Raw genomic sequence first — 20,651 nt, 5'->3', positions numbered from 1 at the left:
TTATGCGAATTTTTATTTAAATGAAAAAAATAAAACACATTTTAATTGGACTTATAGCCATTACAGTACTTCAAGGTTGTGGTGCTTACTCTTTTAGTGGAATTAACACAGATGCTACTACATTTCAGGTAGCGTTTTTCCAAAATCAAGCGCCTATTATTAATCCAGGGACTGATCAAGAATTTACCAATCAGTTACAAGATTTAATTCTAAACCAAACTAATCTTGATCTCGTTACCTCTAATGGAGATATTGCTTATGAGGGAGAAATTGTTCAGGATATAGTTATACCAACAAATGCAACATCACAAAATACAGCAGCTCAAAACCGCCTTACAATTGCAGTAAATGTTCGTTTTTATGATACTAAGAACCCTAAAGAAGATCTTGAACAACGTTTTTCCTTCTTTTTTGACTTTCCTGCTACACAATCCGAAACCGCTGTAAGAGATCAAGCTCTTCAAATAATCTTTGAAAGGATTACTCAAGATATACTTAATGCTACCTTAGCCAAGTGGTAACAACTTAATTATTGTTTTTTTTGAATACTAAAGAACTTACATATTTATTTCAAAACCCTTCTTCAATTAATAAGGAGCAGACAGAAAACCTGGAAAAAATCATTCGAGAGTTTCCCTATTTTCAATCTGTAAGAGCTCTAATATTAAAGGGGTTAAAGGATGATGAGAGCTTTAGGTACAATCAAGAACTGAAAACCACAGCAGCTCACACTACAGACAGAGGTATTTTATTTGATTTTATTACATCTAAGCTCTTTGATAAAACTATTGAAGAACCTATAACATCAAAGAAAAACAAAGTAGACATTGATGTGATAGACGCACAAGAGGTAAAAGTGCTTTCAAGAATTTCGCTGGATGATGCGGTATCCATGAAAATAGAAGAGGCAGAAGAAGTACTTGATCCTGCTCTTTTTTCATCTAAAGAAGAAAACTCTTCCAAAAACATTACGATTGCAGAAACGATAATTGAACAATCCGAAAAGAGCAATACTACAGAAGAATCGAAGGCTGTAAAAAGTCTTGAAAAAGAGCTAGAAGTTGACAAACCTCTTGATTTTAATAAGAAAGAAGCACACTCTTTCGCAGAGTGGCTAAAACTTTCATCCATACAACCTATTGATCGAAATACTGAAGCAAAAGACAATATAAAGGATGAAAGCGAGGAAGTTATAAAAGAAAAACAAACCGGAAAACGGCCAGATCAAGAACATAAATTTAATTTAATTGATGAGTTTATAGCTAGTAATCCGAAGATTAAGCCTGCTGAAAAAAATGCACCTTCACGCAACCTTGCCAATAACCATATGGTAGCTCCAGACGAGTTAATGACGGAAACTTTAGCCAGAGTATACTTAGCTCAAAAAAAGTATAAAAAGGCAATTCAAGCATATAAAATATTAATTTTGAAAAATCCCGAAAAAAGTGGTTTCTTTGCAGACCAAATTCGAGCGATAAAAAAATTACAAGAAAATAAATAACAATATATAATGACAACGTTTTCAATCTTTTTAATACTAATCGTAATCGTATCATTTTTACTAGTTGTAGTAATTATGGTTCAGAATCCTAAAGGAGGAGGTTTATCATCTTCTTTTGGTGGCGGTGGAACACAGCAATTAGGCGGTGTAAAAAAAACAACAGATTTTTTAGATAAAAGTACTTGGGCATTAGCCACTTTGCTATTAGCATTAATTCTTCTATCTAATGTAGATCTTATGGATGCAACGACAAATCAAGATCCAACGGTAGATACTAACGATGTACAACAAATCGATACACCTGTAACACCGGATCCAACAACGGATGACACTCCACAGGATTAATTCTTGTAGAACAAACAAAAAATGCCGACTTGTCATACAGTCGGCATTTTTTGTTTCAATTTGTCAGTATCACATCACTGGCATAATTTCTGAAATACATAGCATCAAATAATTCATTTTAATTTTAAAATATAAAACTAATTATAATGGGAGTAAATATTAAACCTCTTTCAGATCGTGTGGTTGTTGAACCACTTCCAGCTGAAACGCAAACAGCTTCAGGATTATATATCCCTGATTCAGCACAAGAAAAGCAACAAAAAGGTAAGGTAGCTGCTGTAGGTAGCGGTAAAAAGGATCACGAAATGACTGTTAAAGTTGGTGATACTGTACTTTACGGGAAGTATTCCGGTACTGAATTAAAATTAGATGGAAAAGACTATTTAATTATGCGTGAGGATGATATCCTAGCGATTGTTTAAAAAACTGAATCAAAAAACACAAATTAAAAAATATTATGGCTAAAGACATAAAATTTGACATAGAAGCACGTGACGGAATCAAACGCGGTGTGGATGCATTAGCAAATGCGGTGAAAGTAACCCTTGGACCAAAAGGTCGTAATGTAATTATCAGTAAATCTTTTGGAGCACCTCAAGTAACTAAAGATGGTGTTTCTGTAGCTAAAGAAGTAGAATTAGAAGATGCTCTTGAAAATATGGGAGCGCAAATGGTAAAAGAAGTTGCTTCTAAAACTAATGATCTTGCTGGAGATGGTACAACTACAGCTACTGTATTAGCACAAGCTATCGTAAAAGAAGGTCTTAAAAATGTGGCAGCAGGTGCTAACCCAATGGATCTTAAACGTGGTATTGATAAAGCGGTTCTTGCTATTACTGAAGATTTAGAAAAGCAAACCAAAGAAGTTGGAAGCTCTTCTGACAAAATCAAACAAGTTGCAGCAATTTCTGCCAATAATGATGAAACCATTGGAGATCTTATTGCAAAGGCTTTTGGAAAAGTAGGAAAAGAAGGAGTTATTACTGTGGAAGAAGCAAAAGGAACAGATACTCACGTAGATGTTGTAGAAGGGATGCAGTTTGACAGAGGATATCTTTCTCCTTATTTTGTCACCAATAGCGAGAAAATGACTGCAGATCTAGAGAATCCATATATTCTATTATTTGATAAGAAGATCTCTGCAATGAAAGATTTATTACCTGTACTCGAGCCTGTTGCTCAAACAGGAAAACCTCTTTTAATTATTGCTGAAGATGTAGATGGAGAAGCATTAGCAACATTAGTTGTAAATAAACTTCGTGGTGCATTAAAAATCGCAGCTGTAAAAGCTCCAGGTTTTGGAGATAGACGTAAAGCAATGCTAGAAGATATCGCAATCTTAACTGGAGGTACTGTTATCTCTGAAGAGCGTGGATTTACTTTAGAAAATACAACTATTGAACATCTGGGTACTGCAGAAAAAGTTGCTATCGATAAAGACAACACTACTGTTGTTAATGGAGCTGGTGGAGAAGATTTAATCAAAAACAGAGTAAATCAGATCAAATCACAGATCGAAACTACTACTTCTGACTATGATAGAGAAAAATTACAAGAACGTTTAGCTAAACTAGCTGGTGGTGTTGCCGTATTATATGTTGGTGCTGCTTCTGAAGTAGAAATGAAAGAAAAGAAAGACCGTGTAGATGATGCACTTCACGCTACTCGTGCAGCAGTAGAAGAAGGTATTGTCGCTGGTGGTGGTGTTGCTTTAGTAAGAGCTAAATCTGTACTAGAAAAAGTAAAAACTGAGAATGCTGATGAGGCTACTGGTGTACAAATTGTAAACCGTGCTATAGAAGCTCCACTAAGAACTATTGTAGAAAACGCAGGTGGAGAAGGCTCTGTAGTAATCTCTAAAGTTCTAGAAGGTAAAGGTGATTTTGGATATGATGCTAAATCTGAAGATTATGTAGACATGCTAAAAGCAGGTATTATTGATCCTAAGAAAGTAACTCGTATTGCTTTAGAAAATGCAGCTTCTGTATCAGGAATGATCCTTACTACTGAGTGCGCATTAATAGACATCAAAGAAGATGCTCCTGCTGGAGGCGGAATGCCACCAATGGGCGGAGGTATGCCTGGAATGATGTAGCGGTGAGCCACCGCAGGCTATTTATTTAGCTTGTTTGTGGATTGCACGACGACAGCGAAGTTATTTAGCAAATTCATTAAGAATAAATTCATTGCTAAAAAAAATAAAACCCCGTTTCAAAAGTTTGAAACGGGGTTTGTAATTCATAACGGTGTCAATAACGTATGGTACAATCCTTTTCGAAAAACAGTATCTTTGAACTAATAAAAATAAACCAACTTTAACTTTCAATAGTAGCATGCCTAGTTTATATGATGACTTATTTGAAGACAGCGGAAAGAAAAACAAGCCTACTGATCACAAGCCTGAACCTATAGACTTAGATAATGATCGTTTTCAGGAAACGGGAAAAGAATCTTTGGATGAGATACTAATTTTAATTAAACAGTTTACTACAAAGGCGGAACCATTTTCTCAATTATTAACTCGTACCAGAGCTGTGGACTATGAAGTCGAAAAAGGAATACTTGATTTTTTTCTGATAGCAAAAGACAAACATGATCAAGGCTCATTAGCTAACGAACGATCATATTATGCAGTACTTCAAACTAAATTTACAGCTATTATCACACCCATGCTAGATTTAGGGCACATCCATTTACAAACAATCAAACAGTTTAATCGCGATATTGACAAGGATTATTATTCTATTGAAAAGACCGATAAACAGGTGCAATCTGATAAAGAAATAGCTATTGACCACATTAATATCCAACGAAAAATTCTCGCAGATGCAGCGACGAGCTTATCAATTTTAGAAGAAGCTTTAACCAATACTGAAGATCGACTGCGTACATATATTGATATTGGAGGAATCAATAATATATCACGTTCTGAATGTGAAATTTTGGCGCAAAAACGAATTTCCCTAACCAGTGGACAACTACATCAATTTGATTATTCATTTTTTAAAATAAATCTACTTGACAAAACAGCTATCGCGATGGGAATGTATCTAAAAGAAACTACATCGCAATACTTAGGTAAACTGAGTAAGGTATTTGGTTAATATTTTAAATTGTTTCTTATTAAGAATACTCCTTCACAATATCTGCCACTAACTTAGAAGTTCTTTTATATTTCTCTTTTGCTAGTAATCGTTTAGGTGGTGCTTTTCTAACTTCGCAATCCATAATAGAACAAGATTCGCAGGTGACACCAACTTTTATTTTTGGTATTTTAGAATCATTTACAAAATTAATCTTTTTTTCCAAAGCAGATGAAATCAAAAATCCAATTCCTATACTACGATAATAATCTTTTCTAAACGGATCCTTAGTAGCTGATGTAAACACTAGGTACTGTTGATCTGTATCTGCGTAATCAGAAATCTGAATATCAAAAGAATATGGTATCTCTTCATTTGCAGTTCGCTGCAATGTCTTAATAGCCATCCACCTTCTACAGTAATGCTCGTCTATTTCATTCGCATGTGGCTGCTGCTGATGCGTAATATGTAATTCCTTTACTAAATTAAAACGCTCCATTCCTTTTTTATGCGTAAATCTTAGAAAGAATACATTCTGCATTCCAAAATCCTTTGGTAAAATATTGGTAAGACGTTGATAAAAGGACTCGGGAGAAGCATTATACAACTTCATTATTTTATGAAAAGCTTTCTCAGAAAATCGTTTTGTACTAAAAAGATCCTTAAGATGTTCCTTTAAATGATTTCTTGGTATAATTAAAGCTCCAGCAAAATAAGAAGCATAAAAATTATGCAACACTTCTTCAAAATTATCATAGCGGATCCAAGTAAAAGTATAAGGTCTCTGTTTAGTTTCCATATACTGATATCCCAACTCCTTAGCATAAATAAAGGTTTTCTGAGGTTCGTCTACTCTATCCGACAACAACAGCGTTTTTGTTGTTGGAACAAATACAGATCTTAAATTATCAAGTTCTTCATGATGCGGTATTCCAGCTGTATTTATAGTATACCCATATTCCTCAATCAAAATCTCTTCTAATTCTGCAGCAGTTATATTGCCTGACAAATCTAGTTGATAGGAGTTTGCAAAACGTATGGCAGTATCTTCTAGATCCTTGAAAAAGTTGTTATGTGCTTCCTGATATGATCGTAACGAAGCCAGATAGAACCCTTCTCTACTCATATTGTAGTGCTGCGCAATCTCTATAATCGTACTGATAAATGCATTTACTTTTGAAGGTGCATTAGCAATTATATCGATAAGATCACTTTGCTGTATCCCAAAAAGTTCAAGTGGAATTTCATCAAGGATTCCCGATTGCAAAATCTCACCAATTGGAGCTAGGTTTTTGTCTAGTTTTAAAGAAACTAAACTATCATATGGAACCTCCAAGGTTTCTGCAAGCTTAATAATTTTATCCGTTTTAGGGTATTTTTTACCTTTTTCTATCTCATTTAAATAGGACTTAGACAACCCACTTAATTTAGATAAACCAAAAAGAGACAAGTCTTTATCCGTGCGTATCTGCTTGATTTTCAGACCAAAAATTAATCTAATATATTCTTCTGCTATTGCCATAAAGCCAAAAGTAACAATTTCTGCGAGCATTTTCAAAAACAAATATTTCATATTTAGCGAACGTTCGCTTGTTTTATAAAAAACTTTTTTTTAATATTGTTCACTCAAACGATATAGTTATGAAAGCCCATAACGGGCATTTAAGAAAAAATTACTATTAGCAGGCAATTCAAAAGGTCTTATTAACTAACAATTTTAAACTTTAAAACGATGGAGATTCAAACAAACCTAAATCAGAAAATTAGCTTTAGGAAAGAGGTGAAAAATTATCATCCAGAGATTCTTACGGATGGTGCTTTAGCTTTTCTAGAAGCATTGCATAATCGTTTTGATAAGAGACGATTGGCACTTTTAAGAAACAGAGAACAACAGCAACAGTTGTTTGATCTGGAAACCTATCCATCGTTTCCAGAAAACACCAAGGAGATTCGCAATAGTGAATGGTCAGCAGCTCCAATCCCTTCAGATCTTCAGGATCGTAGAGTGGAGATTACTGGTCCTGTAGACAGAAAAATGGTCATTAATGCATTGAATTCTGGTGCAAAAACATTCATGGCAGATTTTGAAGACAGTAACGCTCCTTTATGGGAGAACTGCCTACAAGGACAAAAAAATCTTACAGATGCTGTTAATAAAACTATTTCGTTCTACAATCCTAAAAAAGATAAAACGTACCAACTTAATGAAGAAGTAGCTACATTAATTGTACGTCCTAGAGGATTACACCTTAATGAAAAACACCTTTTAATTGAAGACGAAGAGATCAGTGCTTCCTTATTTGATTTTGCATTGTATGTATTCCATAACAATGAACAATTAAAAGAAAACGGCACTGCTCCTTACTACTACATACCAAAATTAGAGCATTTTACCGAAGCGATATGGTGGAATGATGTGATCGATTTCTCCGAAGAGTATTTAGGTATGGAACATGCTACCATTAAAGTAACCGTATTAGTAGAAACCATTACGGCAAGTTTTCAATTAGACGAAATCATCTATGCATTAAAAGAACATATTGTTGGTCTTAATTGCGGTAGATGGGATTATATATTCAGTTATATCAAAAAACTAAGAAACCATAAAGGATTTGTAGTTCCAGATCGTGATCAGGTAACAATGACCAGTCCTTTTATGGACGCGTATAGTAAACGTGTAATCCAAAGATGTCATAAGCGAAATATTTTAGCTATAGGTGGTATGGCAGCTCAGATTCCTATTAAAGGTGATGAAGAGCGCAATAAACTTGCTTTTGCGAAAGTAAAAGCAGACAAAGAACGTGAAGTAAAGAATGGTCATGATGGTACTTGGGTAGCTCATCCTGGATTAGTACCATTAGCGATGCATGTTTTTGATATGCACATGCAAGAGCCTAATCAATTAGATGTAAAAAGAAGTGATGTTGTAGTTACAGAAGAAAATCTTCTGGAAATCCCTCAGGGAACCATTACTGAAAATGGAATTAGAAAAAACATAAATGTAGGAATTCACTACATTGCCACTTGGTTAGGCGGAAATGGTGCGGTTGCCTTATATGATCTTATGGAAGATGCTGCAACTGCCGAAATTAGTAGAACTCAGATCTGGCAATGGCTTAAGAATGAAGTCAAAATGGATAATGGTTTAACACTTAATGAAAACATGTTTCATATGATTTTTGAAGATGAACTAAAAACTGTGGAAAAACAGGCAGGAAAGGCTCTTTTCGAAAGTAAAAATTATCAGAATGCTATTCAGATTTTCTATAATCTAGTCACTTCTGAAGAGTTCGATGAATTTTTAACAACACAAGCATATAAATACTTATAAGCAAACATAGAAACAATTCTAATTTTTTCCGATTTTACAATTGTGCTCTTACAGCATTCGCAGTTTGCGAATGCTGTTTTTTGATATGAAAAATATTTGTAACGTTTAATGGCACTTGTAGTCTTATAAAAGTAGCACAACTAAACCATCAATCAAATGTCAGTTACACAAGATATCAGTACTCAAACTAGTTGGAAACTAAGTACAAAAATTTTATTTAGATTCTTTTTTGTTTATCTCTTTTTAAACATTTTTCCTTTTCCTTTTTATTACATTGGTTTGATTCCCGGATTGGGAAATGTTTTTTCTTTCTATTATGACGGACTTGATCAATTATGTATTTGGGCGGGAAAACACATTCTAAACATTCCTTATGAGTTACCAATGGGCCCCACGGGTAGCGGAGACACTACTACTGATTATGTCTTTCAGTTTGTTACTCTATTACTTACAATTATTACAACTATTATTTGGAGCATTATCGATTTTAAAAGATCCAACTATAATAAATTATTACTTTATACAAGAACTCTGGTAAGATATTATCTAATCACAACTATGTTTTCTTATGGATTCTCCAAGGCGTTTACACTTCAATTTTCGGAATTAAAAAATATTGACCTCATCAAAACTTTTGGTAATCAATCTCCTATGGGCCTGATGTGGAATTTTATGGAGTATAGCGATACATACACTAGATTTTCTGGTTATGCGGAAATTATAGCCGGAATATTACTAATTTTTAGAAAAACCACTATTTTAGGAGCATTTATGGTTGTTGCGGTAATGTTCAACGTATTTATGATGAATATGAGTTATGATATTCCTGTAAAATTATATAGTGGGCTATTAACAATAATGGGAGTATTCCTATTAACACCTGATATTAAAAACATCTTAAATTTCTTTGTTTTAAACAAAGAAGTCAAACCTAAAGAGCTTCCTCAATACTTCACCAAAAAGAAACTAAAAATTGCTGCTATTTCAATCAAAATCATAGTTATAGGATATCTATTTTACACCAATATCGAAGGATCTATTGAAGGCGAAAAGCAATGGGGGAAAAAAGCACCAAAATCTGCTTTATTTGGCATATACGAAGTAACAGAATTTATTAAAAATAACGATACTATACCTCCATTAACTACAGATACTATCCGCTGGAAACGTCTAATTATAGATAAACGATATAGTAATATTCAAACTATGAATGAAACGTTCATCCGGCTTAAAGAAAAAACAGATTCAACGTCGCAAAAATTAAATTTAATTTCATATGGTGACAGTGCAGATATAAGAAGTTTTTCATATCGCATAAATGATAGTATCTATATTTTTGAAGGAACTTACAAATGTGACAATCTTAAAATAGTTACTAAAAAGAAGGAACGATCAGAATTTCCATTAATTAATAGAGGATTTCATTGGATCAATGAAAAGCCGTTTAATCGATAGACTGTACAAGACTTTATATTGTCTATTTTTAATCACATTTCCATCTAAAATCAGAAATCTTGAATTTCTTATTTTTAAAATTGTAATGCCACCACTCTGTTCTTATAATAGAGAAACCATGTTTTTCCATTATCTCTCTTAACAATTTACGGTTCGCTATAACTTCATCAGATAATTCTTTATAAGCATGATGCGCCTCTTTACCAAAATGATCAAAATCAGTACCCATATCCAATTGATTGCCTTGTAAATCTGTAAGTGTAATATCTACTGCAGCACCTTTGTTATGAATTGAACCTCCTTTTGGATCAGCCACATAACCAGGATTAGGAAAGATTTTCCACATTTTTTTCTGTACACTATAAGGACGATAACAATCAAATAGTTTAATTCTATAACCTTTCTTCATGAAATCCTTATTGGCACTAATCAAAGCCTTTGCCACCACACCTCTCACATAACATCGTTCACAAGAATACACTGCCTTTTTTAAAAAATTATCTTTTGTAGCATATTTCATATCTAAGACGAAATAGTTTGACAATTTTTCTATGTCTACAAATTCATCATCCTTTACCTGATTTTGAGTCCCTTTTTGATTATCATACCTATCCAAGGAGTCTTGCCATTGTTGCATATGCTTTTCCACCCTTGCCGCACGTAATTGAATAGATTTAGATTTCTCTAACAAAGCTAACGTACTTGCACTAGCCATCGTAGTTACTGAAGTTTCCTTACAAGAAAAAAGTAAGGCTAAAAATGTAATAAATAGTAGTTTTTTTACCATATCCCTTTCGTTTCTGATTACATTTATTAGAATAACTTAAGCAGAATGATAAGCATCCGTATCGTTTTTTCATTATAAAAAAACCATACAGCTCTAGCAATTGTAATCTATTAAAAAACGTAATCCAATATTTCCCTACATTAAAGATACGTTGTTTTGGCCTACAATTGAAACAATAAGTTAATATTTTAACATTCACAATGTTAAAATCGACTGTAGAATGTATATCAATTTTTACTTAAAGTCTCAATCACGCTGCCACAAGTAAGCATTTGGTCTCCAAAATAAGGGTTTCTGATTTCTTCTTCTTTACTCAACCAAATAGCTCCTTTATTACTATTTGCCATAGGACATTTTTGGATATAGATTGTATCTGAAAGAGTGCCCAAATTTTTAATTAATGCTTCTAAACTTTCATTAAGCATTACAAAATGCTCCCGTTGATCTTTTAAATCTTCTTTATCGACCATTCCTTCTAAATTTTGAATAATCATATTAACATTATGCAATTCTTTTTTTTGTAATTCAGAAGTATTTATGGTTTTTAACCCTCTTAGCATCCGTTCCGAAAACAGAGAAGCGTTATTAGGGTTACTTGCGACTAAAGCATTTTTTAAAAGAAAGTATGCCGATAAGTTTGCTGCAAATTCTTTTTGAAAACTATTAGGCAAATTCATCCCTCTAATTTTTTCTTCATCATTAACCTTATCTGTTATCTTATTGCGCTGCATCATGGATTTTTTTCCTTGTAATTGAGCGGCAGCATCTACCGTAAAAGTTCCATTGGTTACGATTTCTTCTCCTTTTTTAAGCCCTTCAAGAATCAAATAAGAATCGCCTTTAGAATCACCAAGGATTACTTCTCTGATCTCAAAAACCGCTTGGTCAGATTGTGTCTTAACATACACAACAGAGCGTTCTCCAGTCCATAATATACTACTTTTAGGGATTAGAATAGTAGTATTCGATTCTGCATTATTAACCGAAATAATTCCCTCAACAAACATTCCTGGTTTAAAAATTGAATTACTATTTTTTAATACTGCTCTTGCAGTAATTGTTCTTGTAGTCGCATTCAAAATTGGATCTATAAATGAAATTGTTGCATCAAAATTTTCGTTAGGGTATGCATTTGTTTTGACTTTGATACTTTGCCCTTTCTTTATCAATCCAATTTGATTTTCGTAAACGTCAAAAGAAGCCCAAACAGTACTTAAGTTTGTCATTCTATATAGTATCTGACCTCTATCAATGTGATTTCCTTCCTCTACCATTTTTTGAGAAACTACTCCTGAGACGTGAGAATATAGTGTAAAAGTTTCTTTAATTTCTCCAGAAGATTCTATCTGATTGATCTGCTTTTCGGAAAGTTTTCTGAGTTTTAATTTATTTCTAACTGCTTTGTACAATTCCGGTTGGTTTTTTTTAAGTTTTGAAGCGGTTAATAGTTCTTGTTGTGCGGCAACTAACTCAGGTGAATAAATGGTAGCAATAGCCTGTCCCTTATCTACCTGCTCTCCTACTGAGTTTACAAAAAGTTTTTCCATACGACCAGAAAAATGAGTCACTTGAGCCGTATTAGCTTCTTCATTTTCTTTGATTTTACCAGAAAGTTTTAACTCTTCAGAATTTACCATTATTCCTCCTACAATAGAAGTTTGAATATTAGCTAAAGCAATAGCGTTTTCGGTCATCTTAAACTGATCTGCACTTAGTCCATAATCATTAGTTTCAGTAGGTATTAAATCCATCCCACATATGGGACAATCTCCTGATTCTGATTGCATAATCTGTGGATGCATAGAACAGGTCCATGTTTGATCAGAAACCTCTTTATTGTGAGCGTGCGCTACTTCAGCTTCTTTGCTAGTATTTCTTCCAAAAATAAGATATCCCAAAAGCAATCCTGTCAATAATGCTATTCCTATATAAACAATGTTCTTCTTCATTTCACTTATCTTTTGAAAATTTTTCTGAGTGTTGGTGAGGAAATGTACCAAAGTGCAAAACCACTAAGCACCGTTATCAATCCTAACAAGGAGAAAGCTCTTAATACAATTGTATTAAAATCATCTCTTCCTTCGTAATCCATAGTATGTGTCATCCATAAAAAATCAAACCACCTCCACGATTTATGACGAACCTTCTGAAATGAACCATCTAACACAGATATATATGCCTTTACGTTTTCTGGATGATCATAACTAATTACATAAGCAGGTAATGCTCTTCCTCTATATTCATGATGCTTTCCTACTTCTGTTATTAATTCAATAGATGTAACCTCTAAATTTTCTATCATATGTGCTGAAGCAACCTCTAGTGCCTCTTCACCAGAAATTTTAGGTTTTATTTTCCCAGATTCAGCATCTATCAATACACTATCATTAATCCAATAATAAGGCTTGTCTGCAATAGTCCTTAATTCTAAAGAAAAAACACTTTGAGCATATGGAATAGCACCTAACCTTAACAAATTATCGTGGGCAATCGGAGTTACTTCTTTCTTAAACTGATCCCCATGTATTTCATCAATATCCGTCCAACTGAAATACAAACCACTAATAGTCCACATCAGAAATTGTATACCCAAAAATATACCTAAGTATCGATGGGTTTTTCTTATAACTACTGCCGTTTTTCTTTTAACCATTATTGTATCTTTTTCTTAAGAATATATCTTTATGAACATCCATATTGCCATTACTAACATGATGGCATTCTCTATAAAAGTAGCCTTGGTCATTGGTAATTTTAGGGCTGTTCCTAAACATGCACATCGAATACTTTTTTTATCAACTAGTACTTTAATAACACCTACGGTTGTTATCCCTAAAACCAGAATTGTTACCCCTAAAGCAATGTTAATCTTAAAACGCATTAAAAACAGAAGTCCTAATCCGACTTCGATAAAAGGATACACCAAACCATATGTTGGTAATACTTTTGCCAAAGGATCATACATCCGGAAAGATTCCGGAAAGCCTTTTAGATCGAGAAGTTTAAAAAAACTAAATACTACATAAAATAACCCCATAAAATCCAGCATAAAATCATCCATACTCCAAGGATTATAATTAATTAAAAAAGAAGCAATTGTGATATATCCAAAAATCAAGAAAAGCGGATATAATTGTTGTAATTCACTTTTCTCTTTTGAAATTTGGTGATTACCAATAGGTTTATCTGCTTTTTCCGTAATTGTATATTTATCCGGCACTGCTTTTTTGAAAACTTCAATGTTTAACTGTTTTTTAGACACGACACTGGCTTCTTTGTTTTCAAGATTCACTGTAGCACTTGTAACTTCAGGAATCGCATTCAGTATATTTTCTACACCGGATCTGCATCCTTCGCAAGTCATTCCTTCTATATGATATTTCTTTTTCATTTTATCGTTTGATTCACACTACCACATTTCAACATTTTATTTCCATAATAAGGATTACGAACTTCTTTAGAATCAGACAACCAATATCCTCCATTGCCTTCGAAAGCCATCGGACAAAACTGCTTGTAGACTTCTCCAGAAGTAATATCGGCAGTACTAATCAGTTTTTCGGTTTCTGCAGTTAGCGTAACGAAAAAATCTCTTTGTTTTTTAACATCTTTAGTAAGTGAAATCAGCTTTGCGGTCGCCTTTAATTGTTTGGTTTCTTCAGCATCTTTAAGAAATTCATCCAGTTTTTTTGCTTCCTTGCACACTAGTTCGTAATTAGAGTTTACCAATCCTCTTTTTATCATTAAATATTGACCATATATTTTATCAATATTTTCATCCGTAAAAACTACTTCACTTCTGGAATCTGTGATATTGAGATCTACATCAATTGGACTAATAACTTCTTCTTTCGCCGGAACCGGTTTTACTGATTCTTTTTTATCCTTTCCGCACGATACTATTGATAGAGTTATAATAGCGACCGTAATTTTTAAAACTATTTTATTCATTTTTTTAATTTTTGTAGGGTTATATTTTTTAATATTTATTAACGTAAGTAATTAAGAACAGCGGTTTGCAAAAAATAATTTGCTATCGCCTGTATTTTTCTATTTTCAAAAGCCAATAACATTTGCTGAATATCCAATATCTCTTCAAAATTTAATTGAGCGGTTTGGTATTGAGACAATAGTATCTTCTCTGCTTGCTTTGCTTGTTCTATATTTTTCTGTTGTGTATCATAATTAATACGAGCAGTAATCCTATTATTTATAGCTTCTTCCATCAGGTTTTCCAGATTATTCTGAGAAGCTTCTCTTTTCTGAAATACCTCTTCTTTCTGAAACTCATATTGTTTAGAACGAGATTTATGTTTTTTAGAAAAAAGTGGAACCGAAAGGGAAACCATAGGCATAATGATATCTTTACCGTTATCAGAAAAATTTATGTTAGGGCGTTCCTGAACAATTACATAATCTAATCCTAAACCTATGGATGGCAAAGCTTCTTTAGCATTCACATTCTCTTTTTTTTCTAGTAGCTCATTTAGATAGTCATATGTAATTAATTCTGGATGATAAGTGATATCATTCAACATCATTGTTGGCTCTTCTTCTGGAATAAATAAATTATCTGGAACCACTAATGGATCAAAACCATCTCTATGTAGTAATTGATTCAAAGCTGTTTCTGTAGTAAGAATTTCTCCTTTTAGAATTTCCTTTTGATTTTCAAGATTATTTTTTGCGATATTCAATTTTAAAACATCTACGGTAGAAGCTCTATTATTTTCTACTTCTTTAAGTGCAATCTCAATATACGTATCTAATAATTTATCTTGCTCATCTAATACATTCTGACTGGCTTTAAGCTCATATAGTTTATAATAAGTTTGCTCCACTTGTAGCGTGATTTTTCTTTTTGCAATTTCTAATTCATTTTTATGCACATCACTTTCTGTGGACGCCGTTTCTTTTCTTGCTTTTATAGTACCAAACCATGGGATGTCCTGTTGCGCCGAAAACCTAGCTTTTTGAGCACCTGTTCTAGTTTCTGGTTCACTGATGAAATATCCTGTACCGATCTTAGTGTTAGGCAAGCTTCCCGCTTCATTTACTTTTTCGATACTAGCATCTAATCCATTCTGAAAAGCTTTGAGCTCTGGATTGTTCTCTTTTGCCTCTTTTATATATTCTTGTAACGTTTGTCCGTTTGAAAAAAGAAAAGAGAGTAGGAAAAAGAAAAGCAAAGACTCCTTCTTTCTTATTCTAAGATCTAGATTTATAAAACTGCTAAACCAATCCATTATTACTTTCATATTACTGCACATTTTGTCAATTCTCCTCACTCTTTGTTCTTTTGTCTTTACTCTTGTATTCATTTATAACTTTTCATTCTTTAAAATAATCTCTTCTCTCCAACTAAATAATACAGGCACAACAAACAAGGTAATCAATGCTATTAGCATTCCTCCAAAACTAGGTATTGCCATTGGTATCATAATATCACTTCCTCTTCCTGTTGATGTTAAAATAGGCAGTAATGCTAGAATCGTAGTAGCAGTAGTCATTAGACAAGGACGTATTCTTTTTACACCTGCTTCTACTACAGAAGTTCTGATTCCTTTTAATGTTTTTGGTTTATTACTTTTAAAAGTTTGCGTCAAATAGGTTGCCATAACGACTCCATCATCTGTGGCAATACCAAATAAAGCTATGAATCCCACCCAAACAGCCACGCTTAAATTGATTGTATGCATTTGGAATAAATCTCTCAAATTCTCACCAAAGAGATTAATATTTAAAAACCAATCTTGTCCATATAACCAAATCATCAAAAATCCACCAGCAAAAGCTACTGCAATCCCTGTAAAAACCATAAGAGATGTAGCCACTGATTTAAACTGAAAATACAATATCATAAAAATAATAAGTAACGCCAAAGGAACCACGAATGAAAGTGTTTTCTCGGCTCGCATTTGATTCTCATAGGTGCCCGTAAATTGATAACTAATCCCTTTTGGAACTCTTATTTCTCCAGTATCTATTTTCTCTTTGATCAACTTCTGGGCATTTTCTACTACATTAACTTCTGCATAGCTATCTAATTTATCAAACAGCACATACCCTACAAGAAATGTATCTTCACTTTTTATTACTTGTGGCCCTTGTTCGTATCTAATTGTTACCAATTCACTTAGAGGAATTGGATTTCCTTGTGCTACAGGAATATAAATATTCTTAATATCTTCTGGGTTAGAACGCAGTTCTCGAGGGTATCGTACCCTTATTCCGTAACGCTCCCTTCCTTCAACAGTTTCTGCAAGTGTCATTCCTCCTAGAGCTACTTCTAATGTCTGTTGAACTTTTTCTATAGAAACTCCATAACGTGCAATACGATCACGATTTATATCAATCAACAAATAAGGTTTCCCTACAATTCTATCGGCAAAAACAGCTTCAGATTTAACCCCTTCTACTTGTTTTAAAATAGCTTCTAATTGTATACCAAAAGTTTCAATAGAGGTTAAATCTTGCCCTTTTACTTTGATCCCCATTGGTGCTCTCATTCCAGTTTGAAGCATAATCAACCTCGTTTCTATAGGCTGTAATTTTGGAGCAGAGGTTACTCCTGGAAGCTTGGTTACTCTTACTATTTCTTTCCAGATATCATCGGGAGATTTAATATGTTGCCGCCAACTTCTATAATATTCTCCATCTTCGTCAGGAATTAATTGACTCTTCTTAGCTTTTGCAGTAGAAACAAAACGTCCATCCTTCAACTCGAATAATCCATTATCGTTCGTTTTAAAACGTTGACGTTCGCCTTCTTCATTTAAAATATATTCGGGTTTATAAAGAATGATATTTTCATACATGGATAATGGAGCAGGATCCAGTGCAGATGCTGTTCTTCCCGCTTTACCAACAACAGTTTCTACTTCTGGAATTGTCGCGACGGCCATATCCAACTGCTGTAATACTCTTTTATTTTCCTCAACTCCGGCATGAGGTAGTGAAGTTGGCATCAATAGAAAAGAACCCTCATTAAGGGATGGCATAAATTCCTTTCCTGTATTCTGGAAAATAAACACACCACAAATTACTATTCCTATAGGTAATGACATAAATAACAATTTATGATCAAGTGCCCAGTTTAGAACGATAACATAATACCTTCTGAATAAAGAAAATATTCCTAACAATCCAAAGCATATACATCCTACAAAGATCAAATTCCAAAAAATACTTTTATCAACTCCTAAAGGTCTCCAATACTCTGCCAGCAAAAAAACAATAGTTATCGCAGAGATTATAATATGAATTAGATGTGCTTTCTTTACAGAAAGTTTATTGGTAAGTTGTAAAATTCTGGATATCCCAAACGCGATCAGTATAAGGCCTAATAAAACGCCAAAAGAAACCACTATCATTCCGGCTACAATTAGTGCAATATTGATTGTGTAGCTCATCGTTTTTTTAATAGATCGTTTTCTAAATAAATATGCAGCAAAAGGAGGTACTAAAAACAAGGCTATAATAATAGAAGCTGTTAACGCCATAGTCTTCGTAAATGCTAATGGGCGAAAAAGTTTTCCTTCTGCTCCTATCATAGCAAAAACCGGAATAAAGCTTACAATAGTAGTCAAAACAGCGGTCAGAATAGCACCAGAAACCTCTGTGGTAGCATTATACACTATCATATTAACCGGTAACTCTTTTTTGTTTTCATCAACATGTCGTATGATGTTTTCTGAAAGTATAACACCTACATCTACAATGGTACCAATAGCAATAGCAATTCCTGACAACGCTACTATATTAGCATCTACTCCAAACATTTTCATGGCTATAAAAACCATCAAAACTGCTACTGGTAATAATCCAGAAATTAAAATAGAAGCTCGAAGATTAAAAACCATAATAACAATCACCAAAATAGTAATCAATATCTCTAGAGTTAATCCTTCTTTTAACGTTCCTAAGGTTTCTTGAATCAATTCAGTTCTATCGTAGAAAGGAACTATTGTTAACTGAGAAGTACGACCGTCTTTAAGAATTTTAGACGGTAATCCTGAACTTAGTTCATTGATTTTATCCTTTATATTGGCGATCACTTCCATCGGGTTTGCTCCATATCGAGCTACTACTACTCCACCTACAACCTCAGCCCCTTCTTTATCAAGAATACCACGTCTGGCCGATGGTCCTAAAGAAACATTTGCAATATCTTTTATCCTAATTGTAGTATACTCTTCGGCACCCACAACTGCATTTTCTATATCAGCAATGGATTTAACATATCCTAAACCACGAACTAGATATTCCGCCTGATTAATCTCCAGAGTTTGAGCTCCAATATCACGATTACTCTCTTTTACAGCTTTTACAACATGATGTAATCCAATATTATATTGCTTCATTAATTCAGGGTTAACATCTATCTGGTATTCCTGGACATATCCTCCAATCGATGCTACTTCAGAAACTCCACTGGTTGAGGATAAACCATATTTAACGTAATAATCCTGAATACTTCTTAACTCATGTAAGTCCCAACCACCGGTAACTTTTCCCTGATCATCTCGCCCTTCTAATGTATACCAGAATATTTGACCTAAGCCTGTAGCATCAGGACCTAATGATGGAGTTACTCCATTAGGTAATAACTTATTCGGTAATGAATTTAGTTTCTCTAGGATTCGACTGCGACTCCAGTAGAATTCTATATCTTCCTCGAAAATGATATAAATGCTAGAAAACCCAAACATAGAAGAACTACGAATGGTTTTTACTCCAGGAACCCCTAATAAGGAGGTAGTAAGTGGATATGTAATTTGATCTTCAATATCTTGTGGAGATCTTCCAGACCATTTCGTAAAGACTATCTGTTGATTTTCTCCAATATCAGGAATTGCATCGACTGCTACAGGATGATTCGGTAAAAAAAACAGATCTGATTGAAAAGGCGAATGGATGAGTCCCCAACCTATTAAAATCAGTAGCAATAAAACTGCTATGAACTTGTTTTCGATTAAAAATTTAATGCTTTTATTGAGCATATATAATAAGATTTAGTCAACTATTAATTGAAGTCAGTTGTATTCTTTATGTTAGAAACAACATCTCTTTGATACAAATAACCGCATAGATTACTTTTATCAAATAAGAATAGTAAACTAAATTAAATCAAGAAAGTCTCGTGTAGAATGAGAATATCCGTGACCCGTTCGGGTGGAGAATATTCCTTAGAAATCAAATGCTTTTCTTCTGGCAGAGAAAAGAGATTCATATAAGAATGTACGTAGGATACGATGAATACTTGTTGAGAAAAACCTACTTGATCAAAAGAAACTTTAAGTTCATCCTGTCCTTCCAGCACAATTATCTCGTCTTTGCAGCACGATTTTTTATTCGTTTCTATGCTTTGATTATCAGAATGCCTCATCATTTTCATCCCACAATCTTTGGCTTTAGAAAATACTGCAACATCAACCAAAAAACGTCCACAGTAATGCTTTTCTACAGTAAATGAGAATGTAGAAAGCAATACCAAACAGGTTAATAAAGTTGCTGTTATTTTCTGAAAACCTTTTTTCATGTATAAGCAAAAATACGTAATATTTACAGAATCGCTATTTTTTTGCATTTTCCTTAGAATTTTTTAACAAAACAATACCATTCTAAAAAACCCGCACTTTTAAATATTTTAAATACTTTTGCCGGAAAATTGTAAGGAATGCTATTTGAAAAATTAAAACCCAAGGTTGTTGACATACTTAAAAATGAAGACAATCCTGTTACTGATAGATTACATCAAATTTGTCAATTGCTTAATGATACTATTGAATACTACGATTGGGTTGGTTTTTATTTCAAAAATGGTAATAAAGAAGAGCTAAAACTAAGAACATACGTTGGTGAGGAAACTGATCATACTATCATACCATTTGGAAAAGGGATTTGCGGTCAGGTTGCAGTTTCTAATGAGAACTTCATAGTCCCTGATGTTCAGGCTCAGGACAATTATATCGCTTGTAGTTTTACTGTAAAATCCGAAATTGTTATTCCGCTGTTTAAAGATGGAGAGAACATCGGACAAATAGATATTGATTCTGAAACTCCTGATCCATTTACAGAAAAAGATGAAAGGTTTCTGGAATTTGTAAACCAAGAGGTTGCTAAGATTTTATAGTTATTAGAATTAAT

18 protein-coding genes are annotated in these 20,651 nt (G+C 33.5%); 9 read left to right on the top strand and 9 right to left on the bottom strand.

What is annotated here, in order from left to right; translation table 11 throughout:
• Window positions 1–20: 20 nt before the first annotated feature.
• From D1818_RS17480 to D1818_RS17455, 6 genes are all read left to right on the top strand, one after another.
• On the top strand, window positions 21–521 hold the full coding sequence (locus D1818_RS17480) for an LptE family protein (RefSeq protein ID WP_118460250.1): 501 nt from the start codon (window positions 21–23) through the stop codon (window positions 519–521).
• Window positions 522–541: 20 nt separating this feature from the next.
• Complete coding sequence (locus tag D1818_RS17475; protein WP_118463892.1) at window positions 542–1,501, top strand: hypothetical protein; 960 nt, start codon at window positions 542–544, stop codon at window positions 1,499–1,501.
• Window positions 1,502–1,510: 9 nt separating this feature from the next.
• Window positions 1,511–1,846, top strand: coding sequence for a preprotein translocase subunit SecG (gene secG, locus D1818_RS17470; RefSeq protein WP_118460249.1), 336 nt, complete (start codon window positions 1,511–1,513; stop codon window positions 1,844–1,846).
• A 146-nt stretch (window positions 1,847–1,992) separates the two neighbouring features.
• Window positions 1,993–2,268 carry a co-chaperone GroES gene (gene groES / locus D1818_RS17465; protein WP_118460248.1) on the top strand — a complete coding sequence of 92 codons (276 nt, stop codon included), beginning with the start codon at window positions 1,993–1,995 and terminating at the stop codon, window positions 2,266–2,268.
• A 35-nt stretch (window positions 2,269–2,303) separates the two neighbouring features.
• Window positions 2,304–3,941 carry a chaperonin GroEL gene (groL, locus tag D1818_RS17460; RefSeq protein WP_118460247.1) on the top strand — a complete coding sequence of 546 codons (1,638 nt, stop codon included), beginning with the start codon at window positions 2,304–2,306 and terminating at the stop codon, window positions 3,939–3,941.
• 238 nt (window positions 3,942–4,179) lie between these two features.
• Window positions 4,180–4,950: a hypothetical protein gene (locus D1818_RS17455; protein WP_118460246.1), complete on the top strand. Its 771-nt coding sequence runs from the start codon at window positions 4,180–4,182 to the stop codon at window positions 4,948–4,950.
• 19 nt (window positions 4,951–4,969) lie between these two features.
• Here D1818_RS17455 and D1818_RS17450 read toward each other — a convergent pair whose 3' ends face one another.
• Window positions 4,970–6,481, bottom strand: coding sequence for a helix-turn-helix domain-containing protein (locus D1818_RS17450; RefSeq protein WP_233558482.1), 1,512 nt, complete (start codon window positions 6,479–6,481; stop codon window positions 4,970–4,972).
• Between the two features lie 180 nt (window positions 6,482–6,661).
• On the opposite strand from D1818_RS17450, the gene aceB reads away from it, so the two are divergent.
• Entirely contained in the window at window positions 6,662–8,260 is a 1,599-nt protein-coding gene (gene aceB, locus D1818_RS17445; RefSeq protein WP_118460245.1) for a malate synthase A, read from the top strand.
• Between the two features lie 156 nt (window positions 8,261–8,416).
• Window positions 8,417–9,715: a hypothetical protein gene (locus D1818_RS17440; protein WP_118460244.1), complete on the top strand. Its 1,299-nt coding sequence runs from the start codon at window positions 8,417–8,419 to the stop codon at window positions 9,713–9,715.
• A gap of 28 nt (window positions 9,716–9,743) precedes the next feature.
• On the opposite strand, the gene D1818_RS17435 is transcribed toward D1818_RS17440, so the two are convergent.
• The 8 genes from D1818_RS17435 to D1818_RS17400 form a co-directional block, all read right to left on the bottom strand.
• Window positions 9,744–10,502, bottom strand: a complete 759-nt coding sequence (locus D1818_RS17435) for a M15 family metallopeptidase (RefSeq protein WP_233558483.1) — start codon at window positions 10,500–10,502, stop codon at window positions 9,744–9,746.
• Window positions 10,503–10,729: 227 nt separating this feature from the next.
• Window positions 10,730–12,451, bottom strand: a complete 1,722-nt coding sequence (locus tag D1818_RS17430; RefSeq protein ID WP_118460243.1) for an efflux RND transporter periplasmic adaptor subunit — start codon at window positions 12,449–12,451, stop codon at window positions 10,730–10,732.
• A 5-nt stretch (window positions 12,452–12,456) separates the two neighbouring features.
• Window positions 12,457–13,155 carry a PepSY domain-containing protein gene (locus D1818_RS17425; RefSeq protein ID WP_118460242.1) on the bottom strand — a complete coding sequence of 233 codons (699 nt, stop codon included), beginning with the start codon at window positions 13,153–13,155 and terminating at the stop codon, window positions 12,457–12,459.
• A gap of 15 nt (window positions 13,156–13,170) precedes the next feature.
• On the bottom strand, window positions 13,171–13,893 hold the full coding sequence (locus tag D1818_RS17420; RefSeq protein ID WP_118460241.1) for a heavy-metal-associated domain-containing protein: 723 nt from the start codon (window positions 13,891–13,893) through the stop codon (window positions 13,171–13,173).
• Entirely contained in the window at window positions 13,890–14,453 is a 564-nt protein-coding gene (locus tag D1818_RS17415) for a DUF3347 domain-containing protein (RefSeq protein WP_118460240.1), read from the bottom strand. The genes D1818_RS17420 and D1818_RS17415 overlap by 4 nt, the downstream gene beginning before the upstream one ends.
• Before the next feature lie 38 nt (window positions 14,454–14,491).
• Window positions 14,492–15,823: a TolC family protein gene (locus D1818_RS17410; protein WP_118460239.1), complete on the bottom strand. Its 1,332-nt coding sequence runs from the start codon at window positions 15,821–15,823 to the stop codon at window positions 14,492–14,494.
• Window positions 15,824–19,504, bottom strand: coding sequence for an efflux RND transporter permease subunit (locus tag D1818_RS17405; protein WP_118460238.1), 3,681 nt, complete (start codon window positions 19,502–19,504; stop codon window positions 15,824–15,826). It lies immediately after the preceding gene.
• Window positions 19,505–19,626: 122 nt separating this feature from the next.
• Window positions 19,627–20,091 (bottom strand): hypothetical protein, encoded by a 465-nt coding sequence (locus D1818_RS17400; protein WP_233558484.1) that lies wholly within the window; start codon window positions 20,089–20,091, stop codon window positions 19,627–19,629.
• A 90-nt stretch (window positions 20,092–20,181) separates the two neighbouring features.
• Between D1818_RS17400 and D1818_RS17395 the strand changes: the two genes are divergently transcribed.
• Window positions 20,182–20,637, top strand: a complete 456-nt coding sequence (locus D1818_RS17395; protein ID WP_118460237.1) for a GAF domain-containing protein — start codon at window positions 20,182–20,184, stop codon at window positions 20,635–20,637.
• Window positions 20,638–20,651 lie beyond the last annotated feature (14 nt).

Origin of the sequence: Aquimarina sp. BL5, assembly GCF_003443675.1 — a bacterium.
Taxonomy (GTDB): domain Bacteria; phylum Bacteroidota; class Bacteroidia; order Flavobacteriales; family Flavobacteriaceae; genus Aquimarina.
The sequence above is the reverse complement of the archived record's forward strand: the minus strand, read 5'-3'. Positions and strand labels throughout refer to the sequence as shown.